The organism is Novosphingobium sp. (genome assembly GCF_027486195.1).
Taxonomy (GTDB): domain Bacteria; phylum Pseudomonadota; class Alphaproteobacteria; order Sphingomonadales; family Sphingomonadaceae; genus Novosphingobium.
In genome coordinates this window covers 88,684-104,693 of sequence record NZ_JAIXPP010000020.1, presented here as the reverse complement: position 1 = coordinate 104,693, position 16,010 = coordinate 88,684, and the positions used below count along the sequence as shown (strand labels likewise).

General features: G+C 66.5%; 11 protein-coding genes. 4 read left to right on the top strand and 7 right to left on the bottom strand.

What is annotated here, in order from left to right:
• Nucleotides 1-3: 3 nt before the first annotated feature.
• Nucleotides 4-1,197, bottom strand: coding sequence for an acyl-CoA dehydrogenase family protein (locus tag Q0071_RS04655; protein WP_298165817.1), 1,194 nt, complete (start codon nt 1,195-1,197; stop codon nt 4-6).
• Between the two features lie 355 nt (nt 1,198-1,552).
• Between Q0071_RS04655 and Q0071_RS04650 the strand changes: the two genes are divergently transcribed.
• The 4 genes from Q0071_RS04650 (at nt 1,553) to Q0071_RS04635 (ending at nt 8,274) form a co-directional block, all read left to right on the top strand.
• Nucleotides 1,553-4,099 (top strand): TonB-dependent receptor, encoded by a 2,547-nt coding sequence (locus Q0071_RS04650; RefSeq protein WP_298165815.1) that lies wholly within the window; start codon nt 1,553-1,555, stop codon nt 4,097-4,099.
• Between the two features lie 265 nt (nt 4,100-4,364).
• Nucleotides 4,365-5,879: a tryptophan halogenase family protein gene (locus Q0071_RS04645; RefSeq protein ID WP_298165813.1), complete on the top strand. Its 1,515-nt coding sequence runs from the start codon at nt 4,365-4,367 to the stop codon at nt 5,877-5,879.
• A 4-nt stretch (nt 5,880-5,883) separates the two neighbouring features.
• Nucleotides 5,884-7,260 (top strand): putative 2OG-Fe(II) oxygenase, encoded by a 1,377-nt coding sequence (locus Q0071_RS04640; RefSeq protein WP_298165811.1) that lies wholly within the window; start codon nt 5,884-5,886, stop codon nt 7,258-7,260.
• Between the two features lie 15 nt (nt 7,261-7,275).
• A complete protein-coding gene (locus Q0071_RS04635; RefSeq protein WP_298165809.1) occupies nt 7,276-8,274 on the top strand; it encodes a substrate-binding domain-containing protein in 999 nt (332 codons plus the stop codon).
• On the opposite strand, the gene Q0071_RS04630 is transcribed toward Q0071_RS04635, so the two are convergent.
• The 6 genes from Q0071_RS04630 to Q0071_RS04605 all read right to left on the bottom strand — a co-directional run bounded on the left by Q0071_RS04630 (nt 8,267) and on the right by Q0071_RS04605 (nt 15,913).
• Nucleotides 8,267-9,151 (bottom strand): ROK family protein, encoded by an 885-nt coding sequence (locus Q0071_RS04630; RefSeq protein WP_298165807.1) that lies wholly within the window; start codon nt 9,149-9,151, stop codon nt 8,267-8,269. The genes Q0071_RS04635 and Q0071_RS04630 overlap by 8 nt on opposite strands.
• Nucleotides 9,148-10,287, bottom strand: coding sequence for a glycoside hydrolase family 68 protein (locus Q0071_RS04625; protein WP_298165805.1), 1,140 nt, complete (start codon nt 10,285-10,287; stop codon nt 9,148-9,150). The genes Q0071_RS04630 and Q0071_RS04625 overlap by 4 nt, the downstream gene beginning before the upstream one ends.
• A 68-nt stretch (nt 10,288-10,355) precedes the next feature.
• On the bottom strand, nt 10,356-11,486 hold the full coding sequence (galK, locus tag Q0071_RS04620; protein WP_298165803.1) for a galactokinase: 1,131 nt from the start codon (nt 11,484-11,486) through the stop codon (nt 10,356-10,358).
• On the bottom strand, nt 11,483-12,517 hold the full coding sequence (locus Q0071_RS04615) for a UDP-glucose--hexose-1-phosphate uridylyltransferase (RefSeq protein WP_298165801.1): 1,035 nt from the start codon (nt 12,515-12,517) through the stop codon (nt 11,483-11,485). The genes galK and Q0071_RS04615 overlap by 4 nt, the downstream gene beginning before the upstream one ends.
• Nucleotides 12,514-14,580: an alpha-galactosidase gene (locus Q0071_RS04610; protein WP_298165799.1), complete on the bottom strand. Its 2,067-nt coding sequence runs from the start codon at nt 14,578-14,580 to the stop codon at nt 12,514-12,516. Before Q0071_RS04610 ends, Q0071_RS04615 begins: the two co-directional genes overlap by 4 nt.
• Nucleotides 14,573-15,913: an MFS transporter gene (locus Q0071_RS04605; protein ID WP_298166065.1), complete on the bottom strand. Its 1,341-nt coding sequence runs from the start codon at nt 15,911-15,913 to the stop codon at nt 14,573-14,575. The genes Q0071_RS04610 and Q0071_RS04605 overlap by 8 nt, the downstream gene beginning before the upstream one ends.
• Nucleotides 15,914-16,010: the final 97 nt, after the last annotated feature.

Below are 16,010 nucleotides of genomic sequence, written 5' to 3'. Positions count from 1 at the left end.
CACTCAGAGCCCCAGCACCATCTTCGCGATGATATTGCGCTGGATCTCGTTCGAACCGCCGTAGATCGTCGTCTTGCGGGTGTTGAAATAGGTCGGCGCGGCGCGGTGCGCATAGTCCGGCCCGATCGGGTGCTCGTTGTCGCCTTCCCCGAAACCGCGGAAATAGGGTGCGCCGTAGTGGCCCACCGCTTCCAGGGTCAGTTCGGTCAGGCGCTGCTGGATTTCCGAACCCTTGATCTTGAGCAGGCTCGATTCCGGCCCCGGACCCTTGCCCGCACTTTCACCGGCCAGGCTGCGCAGCTCGGTAAACTCGAGCGCGGTGAGGTCCATTTCCAGCTCGGCGATCTTGCGCTTGAAGAAAGCGTTGGAGATCAGCGGCTTGTCGCCGTCCATCTCGGCGCGCGCGATGGACTTGACCTTCTCGACGCCGCGCTTCGAAGCGGCCACGCCCGCGATCCCGGTGCGCTCGTGCGCCAGCAGGAACTTGGCGCAAGTCCAGCCCTTGTTCTCTTCATAGACGCGGTTTTCGACCGGCACGCGCACGTCTTCGAGCCACACTTCGTTGACTTCGTGTTCGCCGCCCAGCGTGATGATCGGGCGCACGGTGATGCCCGGCGTCTTCATGTCGATAAGGAGGAAGCTGATGCCTTCCTGCTGCTTGGCATCGGGATCGGTGCGGACGAGGAAGAAGCCCCAGTCGGCATGCTGCGCCATCGTCGTCCAGGTCTTCTGGCCGTTGACGACGTAGTGATCGCCGTCCCGCACTGCCTTGGTGCGCAGCGAGGCAAGATCGGAACCCGAACCCGGCTCCGAATAGCCCTGGCACCACCAGTCCTCGCCCGAAAGGATGCGGGGGAGGTACTTGGCCTTCTGCTCAGGCGTGCCAAACGTGTAGATCACCGGGCCGACCATCGAGAGGCCGAACGGCATCAGGCGGATGCAGTCCGCACGCGCGGTTTCTTCCGACCAGATGTAGCGCTGCGTCGCGCTCCAGCCGGTGCCGCCGTATTCGACAGGCCATGCCGGGGCGACCCAGCCCTTCTTCGCCAGCACCTTGTGCCAGGAGAGGAAATCTTCCTTCGAAAGCTCGTCGCCTTCGTCCTGCTTCCCGCGCAGTTCGACCGGATAGTTTTCGGCAATGAAGGCGCGGACTTCCTGCTGGAAGGCCAGATCCTCGGGGCTGAAATCAAGATGCATGGGGCTCTCCGTTTGAGTTCATGGCCTTTTTGCGGCCCTGACGCGGCGAGACTCGCCACCGCGGACGATGGCGTTCTCTTGACCCCTCCATCCTTCCACTTTACGTAAACGTCAAGAGGGGCATTGGTCCAGCCGTGCCCGCAAGACGCCTCCATGCCGATGCGTAGGCATGATACGCAGCGCGATGCACAGAAGACACAGTTCCTCCGATCTCGCGCCAATCCCGATTCAATCGCTTGAATTCTTGCTTGCGCTTGTCCCGACCTTTTGCCAGAGAACCGGCATGCAGGCGCATCGAGGCCTCGATTCGCTGCTGTCGTACGCACAAAAGTGCTCGCAATCGGGAGGGATATCTGTGAAGCTCACCGCAATTCAATCGTGTGCATCGGTCATCGCGCTGGCCATGGCCGCCGTCTCGGCGCCCGCGTTCGCGCAGGCCGCCGCACCTGCCGATGCCGCCACGGCCGATACCGCCGCAGGCGATACCCTCAGCGAAATCGTCGTCACCGCATCGACCGGCACCAAGAGCAAGCTCGACAGCTCGGTCTCGATCTCCTCGGTCGATTCGGCGATCATCGCCAACTTCCGCCCGATGTCGGAAGGCGATCTGCTCCGCCTGCTGCCGGGTCTCCAGCCCAACGTTTCGGGCCCGGGCGGTAACGGCAACTTCGCCGTTCGCGGCCTGCCCGTCGCCACCGGCGGCGCCACTTTCGTCCAGCTGCAGGAAGATGGCCTGCCCACCGTGCTGTTCGGTGATATCCAGTTCGGCAACAACGACTACTGGACCAAGTCGAGCCCGATCGACGCCCGCGTCGATGCGATCCGCGGCGGCACCGCTGCCACACTCGCCAGCCAGGCCCCCGGCGCGGTGATCAACTACATCAGCAAGACCGATCGCAGCGAAGGCGGCTATGTCCAGGTCGAGCGCAATCTCACCTACGATTACACCCGCGCCAGCTTCCGCTACTCGGGCGGCATCGACGACAAGACCTATTTCAACATCGGCGGCTACTACGGCGCCGGCGATGGTCCGTGGCACTCGGGCTACCAGCTCAGCAAGTCGTACCTGATCAAGGGCAACGTGACCCGCGAGTTCGACGATAACCGCGGCTTCTTCCGCCTCTATTTCAAGGCGCAGGACACGCAGGAGCCCAACACCCAGGGCGGCATCGCTTGCGGCAACCTCAGCGGCGGCAAGGTCTCCGGCCTCACGGCCTGCCCGGGCTTCGATCCGCGCCGCGCGTCCAACTTCTCGGCGTTCAACCCGGTCGTGAACTATGTCGATTTCGACAGCCGCGGTCTCGCGAGCACGCCGCTCAATGGCATCACCACCAATGCCCAGTCGCTGCAGGCGCAGCTGCACTACAAGTTCGACAACGGCATCACCGTCGACAACAACGCCCGCTACACCAACATGAGCGGCGGTTTCTCGTCGAACTTCCTCAGCGTTTCGCCGCTCAGCGGCCTGATCGGCTCGACCAAGAATGGCGGCGTCGTCGCCCGCGCGGTCTATTCGGCCGGCCCGAACAAGGGCAAGGACGTCGCCGAGGCATTCTACAACAACAACGTCTCGGTCTACACGCGGATCCGCGACGTCGGCAGCTTCGTCAACGATGCCAAGCTCAACTGGCAGGGTGATCTCGGCGGGATCAAGGCCAACCTCACCGCCGGCTGGTTCTACATGAACCAGAAGGTCGCGATGGATTGGCATCCCAGCCAGTTCAACGGCTCGCTGACCCCGGCGGCCTCGCCGATCGACCTGCTCGATGCGGCCGGCAACCTGCTCAGCGCCAACGGCTTCACCGGCTACAACAACAACTGGGGCGGTTGCTGCGCCCGCACCTACGATTACACCTTCACCGACAACGCGCCTTACGCCGACTTCATCTTCGACGTGGGCAAGTTCGAGCTCGACGCATCGGTCCGCCACGATATCAACAAGGGCACCGGTTCGGGCATCAACGCCAACCCGGCAGTGGGCGATGCGGTGACGCATTTCATCACCACCAATGCGGTGAACCCGGTCACGGGCGCCTCGCAGTCGGTCAGCCTGCCCTACTATCTGCCCGATGGCGCGCGGGAGACGATCAACTACACCAAGGCAACCACCTCGTGGTCGGTGGGTGCCAGCTTCAAGCCGGCGGACAATCTCAACCTGTTCGTCCGCGCTTCGAAGGGTGTTCGCGCCAACGCGGATCGCCTGACCTTCAGCGGCTATTTCAACGCTGACGGCACACTCAACGCCAAGGGCAACACGGCGGTTTCGAACAACGTCTATCAGTACGAAATCGGCCTCAAGAACCGCGGCAACATCGGCGGTGCGCGCTACACGGTCGAGCTGACGGGCTATCACAGCCACTTCAACATCACGACCTTCGAGCTCAGCCAGACGATCTGCCCGATCGTGACCGGGAATCCGACGCAGTTCACCTGCATCATCTCGGACAAGTACAAGACGACCGGCGCGGAGTTCTACGGCACGCTCAGCGCAGGCGGCTTCAGCCTCCTTGCCAACATGACGTACAACAAATCGAAGAAGCAGCCTTCGGCGCCGGGCTCGGTGTTCTCGCGCTCGAACAACATTCCCGATCTGTCGTACACTTTCGCGGCCAACTATGACTTCAGCGACATGATCGCGCTGGGTGCCAACATCACCGGCGTGACCAGCACGCTCGATGGTGCGGGCAACCAGTGGCCGGGCGGCAGCGTATTCGGCGCGAACCTCAAGGTTCGTCCGGTCAAGAACCTCGAACTGGGGATCAACGCCTACAACCTGTTCAACAAGCTGACCCCGCTCGGGCCGGCCGGAACGGACTTCCAGCCGGGCAACGGCACCTTCGTCGGCGGTATTTCGCCGGTGCTGGGCCGCAACATCAACGCCTCGGTCCGCTTCAGCTTCTGATGGGCTGAGCAGCCCCCAAAGGGCAGGCACATGCAAGAGGGGGTGGGCGCGGCCGGATGGTTCCGCACCCACCCCTTTTTGCGTATGCCTGCATCCATGAAGGCGCAGCGTATTCCCAGCTTTCGTCATTCCCGCGCAGGCGGGAATCCAGAGCCGGGCAAGCGACAGGTCAGAATCTGGCGCCCTGGACCCCCGCCTGCGCGGGGGTGACGAATGATGATTTGAATAAATGCAGTCTCGGCAGAAGTTGAGTGGGAGAAAGTCCGTGAACGAAGGCGATCGGCGGATCCGTTCGGTGCTTGTCGTCGGCGGCGGCTCGGCCGGCTGGATGTCGGCGGCGATGCTGGCCACGATGCTCAAGCGCGATTGCACGGTCACGCTCGTCGAATCCGACGCAATCGGCATCGTCGGCGTGGGCGAGGCGACGATCCCGCCGATCCGCCTGTTCAACGAAACGCTGGGCATCAGCGAAGCCGATTTCATCCGCGAGACGCGCGGCACCTTCAAGCTCGGCATCGAATTCGTCGATTGGGGCCAGGTCGGCACCCGCTATTTCCACCCTTTCGGCCCGCACGGGCGCAATTTCGATATGGTGCCGCTGCACCAGTACTGGCTGAAGACGCGCGAGGAACCCGGCGCCTTCCCGCTCGAAGACCTCTCGATGGCTTGGCAGATCGCGCGCGCCGGCCGCATGGCGCGCCCGGTGCCCGATCAGCGCTCGCTGCTTTCCACCTTCGACTATGCCTACCATTTCGACGCCTCGCTCTACGCCGCCTTCCTGCGCCGCCATGCCGAGGCGCGGGGCGTCACCCGCGTCGAAGGCAAGATCGACGACGTTACGCTGAACGGCGAAACCGGCTTCGTTGAAAGCGTCACGCTGGAAGGCGGGCAGAAGCTGGAGGCCGATCTCTTCATCGATTGCTCGGGCCTGCGCGCGCTGCTCATCGAAGGCGCGCTGCAAACGGGGTTCGAGGACTGGAGCCACTGGCTTCCTTGCGACCGCGCGGTGGCCATGCCCTGCGCCAGCGCGGGTGCGCCCACGCCCTACACCCGCTCCACTGCGCGCGAGGCTGGCTGGCAGTGGCGCATCCCGCTGCAGCACCGCATCGGCAACGGCTACGTCTATTCCAGCCAGTTTCTGGAGGACGACAAGGCTGCCAGCCTCCTCGCCTCGCGGCTCGATGGCGAGGCGCTCGGCGATCCGCGCTTCGTCCGCTTCCGCACTGGCCGCCGCAAGCAGCACTGGAACCGCAACGTCATCGCGGTCGGCCTTTCCAGCGGCTTCCTTGAACCGCTCGAATCGACTTCGATCCACCTTATTCAGGCCAATATCTCCAAGCTCATCGGCCTGTTCCCGGACCGCGATTTCGATCCTGCCACGATCGCCGAATTCAACCGCATCGCCCACGCGGAAACCGACCGCATCCGTGATTTTCTGATCCTCCACTACAAGCTCACCCAGCGGCAGGATCACGAACTCTGGCGCTATGTCTCCGCGATGGACGTGCCCGATACGCTCGCGCTGAAAATGGATCACTTCCGCCGCCACGGCCGGCTGATCGCGCGCGAGATGGACTTGTTCGCACCCCCCTCGTGGCTCGCGGTCCACATCGGCCAGCACAACTATCCCGAAGGTCTCGATCCCCTCATCGAGCACCGCGGCATCGATGCGCGCGATTACCTTGCCAAGCTGCGCGCCGCGATGGCGGCCGAGGCGGCCAAGCTGCCCAGCCATGAGGCCTATATCGCCGGCCTTACCGGCACCGCAGCTGCGGCCTGAGGAGGTGTCGGAGCTGCTCGAGGCCGAAGTCTGGCGCGAACGCGCCCGCGCCGCGCGCGCCGTGCAGGATATGGCCGGAGCCGATCGCGCGATCGCCGAAGCCGCGCGCCTTGCTCCGACCGATCCGCTGACCGCATTCCTGCGCGCGCAATCGGCCTACGAACTCGGCCACCCGGCCGCCACGCTCTTCGCCGAAGCCGTGCGGCTCTGGCCCGAAAACCTGGATGCCTTGCGCAACCACGCCCTCGCGTTGGCGTCCGAAGGCCAGCTGGCCGAGGCGGAAGCCGTGCTCGCCCGCGCGCTGGCGGCAAGGCCCGATTGGCTCGATGGCCAACGCGTGCTCGCCAGCCTCCGCTTCAGTCATGGTGATGCGGAGACATATGACGCAGGCTTTGCGGAGGCGGTGCGGAGCCAGCCGCGCCATCAGGGCCTCTGGCTCGGCTGGTTCACCTTGCGCGCGCAGCAGCGCGATTGGCCCGCCGCGCGCCGCATCCTCGATGCCGCCGCGGCGCAGCTTGGCGAAACCCGCTCGCTGGCCGTCGCCCGCGCCTTCCTCGCCAGTGAAAGCGGCAACCTCGCCGAAGCGCAGGCGCGCCTTGCCGCGCTGACCGGCGCAGATGACGAGTTCCTTGTCCTGTGCCGCATCCGCACGGCCTTGCGCGCCGGTAATGCCGCTGCGGCGCGCGACCTTGCCCTGCCGCTCACCGCCACGCGTCTGGCCGGGCAGGTCTGGCCCTATCTCTCGACGGCTTGGCGCATGCTTGGCGATCCACTCGCCGCGTGGCTGGACGGCGATCCGGTGCTCCACGGCGTCCTCGATCCCGGCCTTGCCACCACCGAGCTTGCCGAACTCGCCGCACTGCTGCGCCGCCTGCACACGGCCTCGCTGCCCTATGCCGAACAATCGGTGCGCCACGGCACGCAGACCGATCGCTCGGTCCTCCTCCGTCACGAACCGCTGCTCGGCACCGTCCGCGCGCGGCTGATGGAAGCGCTGCGCGATTTCGTAAGCACTTTGCCGCCGCCTGATCCGCGCCATCCGCTCCTCGGTAAGCCGCGCGGCGGCCTGCAGAGTTCCGGCAGCTGGTCCGTGCGGCTCGGGGCAGGGGGCTTCAATGTCACGCACAGCCATCCCGTCGGCTGGCTTTCAGCCGTGCTCTATGTCGCACTGCCGGATGATCCCGGCCCGGCTCCGGCGGGTGCTTTGCAGCTCGGCGCACCGCCGCCGGAGCTGGGAATTGCCCTTCCCCCATATGCCGTAATACCACCGCGCGTGGGGCAGCTTGTGGTCTTCCCGTCGATCCTGTGGCATGGCACCCATCCGTTCGCGGCGGGTGAACGGCTCAACATCGCCTTCGATGTGGTTCCCACCTCTGCCTGAGGACACCTCGAAACCATGAATGCCCCGAAGACCCTCAAGGAACTCGCCGAGATCGCTGGTGTCACCAGTGGCACTGTCTCGCGCGCGCTTTCGGGTTCGAGCCTCGTCACCCCTGCCACGCGCGACATGATCGTCGCCCTTGCGCGCCAGCACGGTTTCACCCCCAATGCCACCGCGCGCAACTTGCGCATGCGCAAGACGAACACGATCGGCGTGGTCATCCCGCTCGGTCATGAAGTGCGGCAGAACATTTCCGATCCGTTCTTCATCACCATGCTCGGCCTGCTGGCGGATAAGCTGACAGGCCGGGGCTACAGCCTCCTCCTCTCGCGCGTCGTGCCGACGGATGAGGACTGGCTGCTCAAGCTCGCCCGCTCCGGCCAGTCGGACGGGATCATCGTGATCGGCCAGTCAGACCAGTCCGCCGTGCTCGACCGCGTTGCCGAACTCTACCGCCCGCTCGTCGCGTGGGGCTCGCACATTGCGGGGCAGGCGCATTGCTCGGTCGGTTCGGACAATTTCCGCGGCGGCGCGCTCGCCGCGCAGCACCTGCTGGAGCGCGGCTGCCGCAACATCGTGTTCTTCGGCGATGCCCGCGCGATCGAGATCGGCCAGCGCCTCGAAGGGTGCCGCTCGGTTGTGGAGCGTTCCGGCGCGCGGTTCATCGTGGTGCCCACGCACCTTGTTGCCGATGCAGCGCAGAGTGAGATCGGCAAGTATTTCCGCACCGAGACCAATCGGCCGGACGGCGTTGTCGCGGCGTCAGACGTCATCGCCGTCACCGCCATGCGCGTGCTGGCCGAACAGGGGCTCGCGGTGCCCGGCGACGTGAAGGTGATCGGCTACGATGGTTTGCCGCTGGGCGAGCACACCATGCCCCCGCTCACCACCATCGCGCAGGATCTGGAACAGGGCGCGGAAAACCTCGTCAGCAGCGTGATCCAGCGCATCGCCGGGGAGGAGATCCACTCGGTCATCCTCCAGCCGCGCTTGCTGATCCGGGAATCTACCTGAGCGCCAGAGCCAGCGCCAGCGCGCCCAGCAGGCCCGCGTTGTCGCACAGCCCCGGCGCCACGATCAGTTCGTCGATCTTTCCCACGGTATAGCCGCCGTTCGCCGCCAGTGCTTCGGCGCGGATCAGGTCGAGCAGCCCCGGCGTCGCGGTCACTCCGCCGCCCAGCACGATGCGGGCCGGTTCCATCACTGTCTGGAATGTCGCGAGCGCGCGGCCGATGTACCAGGCGATGATGCGTTTGCCGGGGTGCCCCTCGGGCAGCTCGGAAAGCGACTTGCCCCAGCGCGCGATCACCGCCGGGCCGCAGGCAAGGCCTTCGAGGCAATCGCCGTGAAACGGACACGTGCCCGCAAAGTCCTGATCCTCGGGATGGCGGGGCATGCGGATATGACCCATTTCCGGGTGCGAAAGCCCGCGCAGCAGCTGTCCGTCGCTGCAAAAGCCGCCGCCGATGCCAGTGCCGATGGTGAGGTAAAGCACCGAACCCCATTGTCCTTCTGGCCCTGCGCCCGCGCCCCAAAGCGCTTCGGAAAGCGCAGCGCCGTTGACGTCGGTATCGATCGCCACCGGCACGCCGAAGCGCTCCTTGAACGGCGCGATCAGGCTCGCCCCGCTCCAGTGCGGCTTGGGTGTGGGGCGCACGCAGCCATAGCCGGGCGAGGCGGGTTCAAGGTCGAGCGGCCCGAACGAGGCGATGCCGAATGCGGCATAGTCCGCGCCCTGCGCCGCGAACCATTCCACCGCCGCGCCGAGCGTCTCCTCAGGCGTCGTCGTCGGGATGCGTTCTCGCGCATAGATCGTGCGTGCCTCATCCGCGACGCCCAGCACGAACTTGGTGCCGCCCGCCTCGATCAGGCCATAGCGCGCCGCGCTCATGCCGCAATCTCCGCGCGCGCGCCGTCAAGGACGAGGCGAAATACCGGCGCCGGCACGCCTGCAAAATGCGCCCGCCGCCAGGCCGCATCGCCATGGTCGTTGCCCTTCAGCGAGTTCGGATAATCGACGAAGCCATGCACGGTAAGTTCCTGCGTCACCCACCAGCTGTAAGTCTGCACTGGTGCCTCCGGCGGATTTCCCGCAACCAGCCCGCTGCCGTTAAGCGGCAGCCACGGGCCGTCCATGCTCTCAGCGACCATGCCGTAAAGCCCGTTGGGGCCATTGGGCTCGCCCGGCGCAAAGACCTTCCGCTGGGTCGACCAGAACAAGTAGTAGCGCCCTGCGTGGAAGACGATGTGCGGCCGTTCCTGCTCGTTGTTGAGCCCGTCCGCGCTCAGCAGCGGCGGTAGCACCGCCCAGCTCTCACCTTCGCGCCGCAGCAGAGCGATGCAGCCGTTCCACGGGCTCGCCGAACCTTTGAGCGATCCGGTGAACAGCAGATAGTCCGCGCCATCCGCCGGATCGCGGAAATGCGCCGGATCGCGGAAGCCCTTGATCATGCCTGGCACGCCTTCCGCCGCCGTCACCAGCACATAGTGCGGGATCGGCCCGCCGGCGATCTCGCGCGGTTCGCTCCAGTCCTCCACGGCAAAGGCGCTGGCGTCCCCGGTCAGGGCGCCGGTCGTCTCGAACATGCGCTGGATGAACGTGCGCGGCTCTTCCCCGCGCAGGCCCGATGCGGTCCAGTAGAGCGTCACCGCGCCGGTCTCAGGATCAAGCAGCGCAGAGCCCGCCCACTCGCGGCTGCCGGGATTGAGGTCGTCAGGCAGGGCATTGCCGTGATCGCGCCATTCGCCCCCACGTGCCGCCATCAGCCGGATGCGCACAAAGTCATGCCGCGCCTCGGGGTCCTCGCCCGCCGGGGCGGAGAGCACGAACCACAGCGTCCAGCCTTCCACCACTGCCGTGGTACCGTCCGCCAGCTGCAGCGGCCAGAGATCCCACAGGTCAAAGCCCGGCAGCGGGTGCTGCAGGCGCTTGCCGTCCACGAGCGGGATCTGGTGGCAAGGCTCGATGTTGAGCGCGCGCAGGTGCTCGCGGGTCCAGAGCGTTGTCGGGGAAGTGAGTACGGACATCGAACAAGTATCCTGAAGCAATCGATTGGAATTGGCCACGGCCATCGAAAAAGGGACGAACAGCGCGCTTACCTCATGATGAGGCCGGCCCCGTCGCAGGCCGCTTCGCGCAGCACCAGCGGCGCGCTGCCGTCCGGCCTGCGGTAGGTGAGGGCGTCAAGCACCGCGTCGGCACGGTCCGCCCGGCATAGCGCGACGACCGCGCCGCCAAAGCCGCCGCCGGTCATGCGCGCGCCGCCCTCGGGGCCGATCAGCGCCTGCAATTCTGCCGCCAGTGCATCGACCGGCGGCACGGTGATCTGGAAATCGTCGCGCATCGAGGCGTGCGATGCCGCCATCAGTTCGCCGGTCGCTCTGAGGTCCCCAGCCGCCAGCGCTTGCGCCGCCGCCAGCACCCGCGCGTTCTCGGTCACCACATGCCGCGCCCGCGCCAGGGTCAGCGGATCGAGCCCGGCACCGTTCAGCATCGCCATGTCCGCATCGCGCAGCGCGGGCACGCCGATCGCAGCCGCCGCCACCTCGCACTGCATGCGCCGCTCGTTATAGGCACCTTCGACCAGCCCGCGCGCCACGCCCGAATGGACGATCAGGATCTGCACGTCCCCCGGCATTGCCACCGGCGTCACAGCCAGGGAACGGCAATCGATCATCAGCGCGTGGCGGGCGACACCGGCGGCCGAGGCCAGCTGGTCCATGATCCCGCAGCGCATGCCCACGTGATCGCACTCGCCCGCCTGCGCCATGCGCGCGATGTCGGCGGGGGCAATCGCCAGCCCTGCCAGCGCCGCCAGCACCGTGCCGATGCCGACCATCAGCGAGGCGGAGGAGGACAGCCCGGCGCCCTTCGGCACGGTCCCGGTCATGGCGATGTCCGCGCCGGTCAGGGCGTGGCCGCGCTCGATCATCGCGGTGGTCATGCCGCGCACGTAATCGGCCCAGGGATGGTCGGGATCGGCGGCATGGGGCGCATTGAGCGGCCATTCCGCCACGGCCCCGCCGAAATCGCAGGCGACAACGCGAATCCGGCCATCACTGCGCGGCGCGGCTGCGATCCGCGTTTCCACGCTGATCGCGCACGGCAGCACGAAGCCGTCGTTGTAGTCGGTATGCTCGCCGATCAGGTTCACCCGCCCCGGCGCCCGCGCGACCACTGCTGGCGCCGCGCCAAAGGCTTGCGTGAACTGTTCTGCCAGGGTCATGCGGCGCTCCGGAAATGCGGGCCGCCACAGGCGCGCAGCCGTTCTGCCGCCTGCTCGGCGGTCAGATCGCGCTGCGTCTCGGCCAGGATCTCGAACCCCGCCATGAACTTGCGCACCGAAGCGGAGCGCAGCAGCGGCGGATAGAAATGCGCATGCAGACGCCAGTGCTCGCTCGGTTCGTGCCCGAAGGGCGCGCCATGCCAGCCCATCGAATAGGGGAAGGAGCACTGGAACAGGTTGTCGTACCGCGTGGTGAGATCGCCAAGGATCGCGGCGAGATCGGCGCGCTGGTCGTGCGAAAGGTCGGGCAGGCGCGCCACATCGCCGCGCGGCAGTAGCAGCGTCTCGAACGGCCATACCGCCCAGAACGGCACGATCGCTAGCCAGTGCTCGCTGGCGCAGACCACGCGCGGGCCATCCGCCTCGGCTTCCACCAGTTCCGCTAGCATCGGGCGGCCCTTGTTCGCGAGCCAAGCTGCCTGCGTGCGGTCTTCGGTCGCGATCAGTTGCGGCACATGGCTCGTCGCCCAGACTTGCCCGTGCGGATGCGGGTTGGAGCACCCCATCATCGCGCCCTTGTTCTCGAAGATCGAAACCACGCTGTAGCGCTGGCCCAGATCCGCTGCCTCGGCGCACCAGGTGTCGATCACCGCGCGCCGTTCCGCGATGGAAAGCTCGGGCAGGGTGCGGCCATGATCGGGCGAGAAGCAGATCACCCGCGCTTCGCCCGTCGCCTGTTCCGCGCGGAACAATCCGCCACCCATGTCGGGCGCCGGCGTATCGGGCAGCAGCGCGGCAAAATCGTTCTGAAACACGTAAGGCCCGGTGTAGTCCGGGTTGCGCTCGCCGTTCACGCGTGTGTTCCCGGCGCAGAGATAGCAGCCGGGATCATGCGCAGGCGGGCGTGCCCTGTCCGGCACTTCCTCCGCCCCCTGCCACGGCCGCTTGGCGCGGTGCGGGGAAACCAGCAGCCAGGTATCGCTCAGTGGATCGTAACGCCGATGGGGATGTTCGGCAGGATCGAAACTCATGAACGCACCTCAAGCACCAGCACAGCCTCGCCGGGTAGCGGCCGGACGGCCATGCCTACGCGCGCGAGCCAGCCACCGTCCATCCGCGCGAGCTCGCCATTCTCGGACGCAATCGTATACGTGCGACCCGGCAGCGCCATCGGCAGCCTGAGGTTCGGCTGGTGGCGCATCGTCGTGGGCTGCGTCCGCGTCACCAGCACGACCATATCCTCGGCCGAGCCATGCGCCTGCCACACCACCCCGTCGCCCACTTCGCCCATCCACACGCGGCCCGCATGCAGGCGCTCCCGCAGGGCTTTGTAGCGCGCGATCCCGGCCATGAGCTCGCGGCGCTCGGTCTCGCCCAGCTTACGTGCATCGAGCTCCACGCCGAAGTGCCCCGGCAGCGCCACCCCGCAGCGAAACGCCATGGACTGCGAGCGCCCGGTCGAATGCGCCGGGCTTGCGCCCACGTGGCTGCCCATCACTTCGGGCGGCATGAATTGCAGGAACCCGCGCTGCATGCCCGCGCGCGAAACCGCGTCGATGCAGTCGCTGGTCCAGAAGCGGTGCGTGCGCTTGATGATCCCTGCGTCGATCCGCCCGCCGCCGCCGGCGCAGGCCTCGATTTCCACCGCCGGAAACGCTGCCCGCAGCCGGTCCATCAGGGCGTACGTCGCCAGCACTTGCGCGCGGTAGTGCGGCAGGTTCCCGGCATGGACCAGATCGCGGTTGTGATCCCACTTGAGGTAGCCGATCGGCAGCTCGCGCAGCAGCGCCGCAATCGCATCGAACAGATAGGCGCTCACCTCGGGCCGCGCGAGATCGAGCACCAGCTGGTTGCGCGCCTCGAGCAGCGGGCGGCCATCCACGTGCAAGGCCCAGTCGGGATGGCGACGATAGAGCTCGCTGTTGCGGTTGACCATCTCGGGCTCGACCCACAGGCCGAACTCCATGCCGAGATCCGTGACCGTCTTCGCCAGCGGTCCCAGCCCGCGCGGGTATTTGCGCTTGTCGACGGTCCAGTCGCCCAGCGAGGAGGTGTCGTCGTCGCGCTTGCCGAACCAGCCGTCATCCAGCACGAAGCGCTCGATCCCGATGCTCGCCGCCGCCCGCGCAAGATCCATCAGCGCGGCCTCGTCATGCTTGAAGTAGAACCCTTCCCAGGTGTTGATGTGCACGGGCCGCTTGGCCGCCCCCTCTGCACCGCCGGGCCAGGTCATCCTTGCCCGGATGCCGCGGTGGAACGCATGCGCCACCCCGTTGGGGCCTTCGGCAGAAGCTGTCGCGAGCACTTCCGGGCTCTGCAGCACGCCGCCCGGTGCGATGATCGCCTCGCCCGGCGCCAGCCATTCGCCCAGCTGCCACTGCCAGCGCCCGTCGTCGATCCACTCGATCGTCTGCGCGTGATTGCCCGACCAAGCGATCTGCGCGCCATAGGCGCTGCCATCGCCGCAGGTCACCACTGCCCCGGGGAAGCAATCGTGCGATGTCAGCCCGCGCCGGTTTTCGCGCCGCCATATGCTGCGGGTGAGGGGGTCGCGCACCGGAACGAATTCCGAATTGTGCCGCCCGGCCAGCGAATGCACCTCCGCCGCATCATCGGGCAGCGGCAGCGCGGCGGCGGCCAGCCAGTGCACATGAAGGGGTGCATCGCCTCCGTTGGAAATCGCGGTGCGCACGTTCATCACGTCGGTCGCGGGATCAAGCGTGTAGCTCGTCGTCACTGCGATTCTGGCCACGGCATCATGCAGCACGAAGCGCACGGTCTGTGCATCCGGCCGCTCGACCTTGCATTCGCCCGCCTGAAACGACCAGTCGCGCCCGCCCCGGTCGGCCAGCAGCGCGCTCTGCCCGAACCAGCCCATGCCGAAGCCGGGAAACACCGTCAGCGGCTGATCGAAGTGGAGCGAGAAGCTGGGCTCGGGCCGCTCGCTGCGCAGGCTTGCGGAAGGCCGCGCCCCTTCGGGCAGGCGCGGCCCCCAGTATCGCCACAGCGGTGCCTCGCCGGGGGGCAGCTCCCAAACGGCGGAGCAGCCCGGGCTTTCCAGCGCGATGATTTCAGGAACGCCCATGTCAGGCATGCACCAGCTCCGCCGCCCGGCGCGGATCGCGTACGCGCAGCATGGTGATCGCCGCCATCACCAGCAGCGCACCGGCAAAGCTCAGCGCATTGCGCGGGTCTGCGCCCAGCACATGGTTGTAGATCCAGCCGAAGGTCAGGCCATTGAGCAGCATCGGAATCACGATCATCATGTTGAAAATGCCCATGTATACCCCCGTCCGCTCCGGCGGGATCGAGCCGGCAAGGATGATGTAGGGGTTGCCCATGATGCTCGCCCAGCACATGCCCAGCGTCACCGCGATCAGCAGCAGCGGCGTGTGGCTGCCAAGGTCGGGCATCGCCAGCGCGGAGAACACCGGCCCCGGCGCACTCGGCGCGCCCGCAACATGCGCCATCGCCACCATGCCGAGCCCACCCGCAGCAAGACATGCCATATGCACCCGCGATGCCCCCAGCGCGCGCGAGATCGGCACCATCGCCAGCGCTGCGGCAAAGCCGACAAGGTTGTAGAACGCGCCCAGTTGCTGCGTCGTCAGCACCGCCGCGCGGAATGCCTCACTCGATTTGTCGGCCGTGCCATAGATCGATCGTCCGATCGAAAGCGCGCTGTAGGACCAGTAGATCGAGAAGCCGTACCACTGGAACAGGCTCATCCACGCCATGCTGCGCATCGCCTGGGGCATTTCCACGATCGCGCGGCCGATCTCGCCCAGCGTTGCCCCGGCAGACTTGGGCGCAGCGGCAATGCGCGCCTTTTCGTCCTCGCTTAGCGGCAATTCCGGCACGCGCCAGATCGACCACAGGATCGTGGTGATCGAAAGCACCGCGCCGACCATGAACGAAATATGCGTGATCGTCGGGATGTTGTGCGCATCCACCGCATTGCGGTCGATCCCCACCCAGTAGACGAGGATCGAGGGCGAAAGGAACGCAAGGCACTGCGCCAGCCCTGTGAACGCGCTCTGGCTGAGGTAGCCGATCTCGTGCTGGCTCTCGTCCAGCCGGTCGCTCACATAGGCGCGGTAGGGCTCCATCGTGATGTTGTTGCCGGCATCGAGCAGCCACAGCAGGCTCGCCGCCATCAGGATGCTCGCGGAAAACGGCATGAACAGCAGGCCCAGGCTGCACATCACCGCGCCGATCAGGAAATAGGGCGTGCGGCGGCCAAACCGTGAACTGGTGCGGTCGGAGAGTGCGCCGACCAGCGGCTGGATGAGGAGACCGGTCATCGGCCCGGCCAGTTGCAGGATGGGGAGATTCGATTCATCCGCGCCGAGCCACGAATAGATCGGCACCATGTTGCCCTGCTGCAGGCCGAAGCTGAACTGCAGGCCAAGGAAGCCGAGATTCATCTCGATCACGCGCATCAGCGACAGGATCGGCTTGTGCTTTGCCGGGGTCCGCTCGTTTCCTTGAGGCTTGGTCACGTCCAACGGTTCTCTCCCGCAC

Excerpts from the sequence above, each read along its gene's own strand:
- Q0071_RS04655 (WP_298165817.1), bottom strand. The coding sequence starts at position 1,197 with ATGCATCTTGATTTCAGCCCCGAGGATCTGGCCTTCCAGCAGGAAGTC.
- Q0071_RS04635 (WP_298165809.1), top strand. The coding sequence starts at position 7,276 with ATGAATGCCCCGAAGACCCTCAAGGAACTCGCCGAGATCGCTGGTGTC.
- Q0071_RS04630 (WP_298165807.1), bottom strand. The coding sequence starts at position 9,151 with ATGAGCGCGGCGCGCTATGGCCTGATCGAGGCGGGCGGCACCAAGTTC.
- Q0071_RS04625 (WP_298165805.1), bottom strand. The coding sequence starts at position 10,287 with ATGTCCGTACTCACTTCCCCGACAACGCTCTGGACCCGCGAGCACCTG.
- galK (WP_298165803.1), bottom strand. The coding sequence starts at position 11,486 with ATGACCCTGGCAGAACAGTTCACGCAAGCCTTTGGCGCGGCGCCAGCA.
- Q0071_RS04615 (WP_298165801.1), bottom strand. The coding sequence starts at position 12,517 with ATGAGTTTCGATCCTGCCGAACATCCCCATCGGCGTTACGATCCACTG.
- Q0071_RS04610 (WP_298165799.1), bottom strand. The coding sequence starts at position 14,580 with ATGCCTGACATGGGCGTTCCTGAAATCATCGCGCTGGAAAGCCCGGGC.
- Q0071_RS04605 (WP_298166065.1), bottom strand. The coding sequence starts at position 15,913 with ATGAATCTCGGCTTCCTTGGCCTGCAGTTCAGCTTCGGCCTGCAGCAG.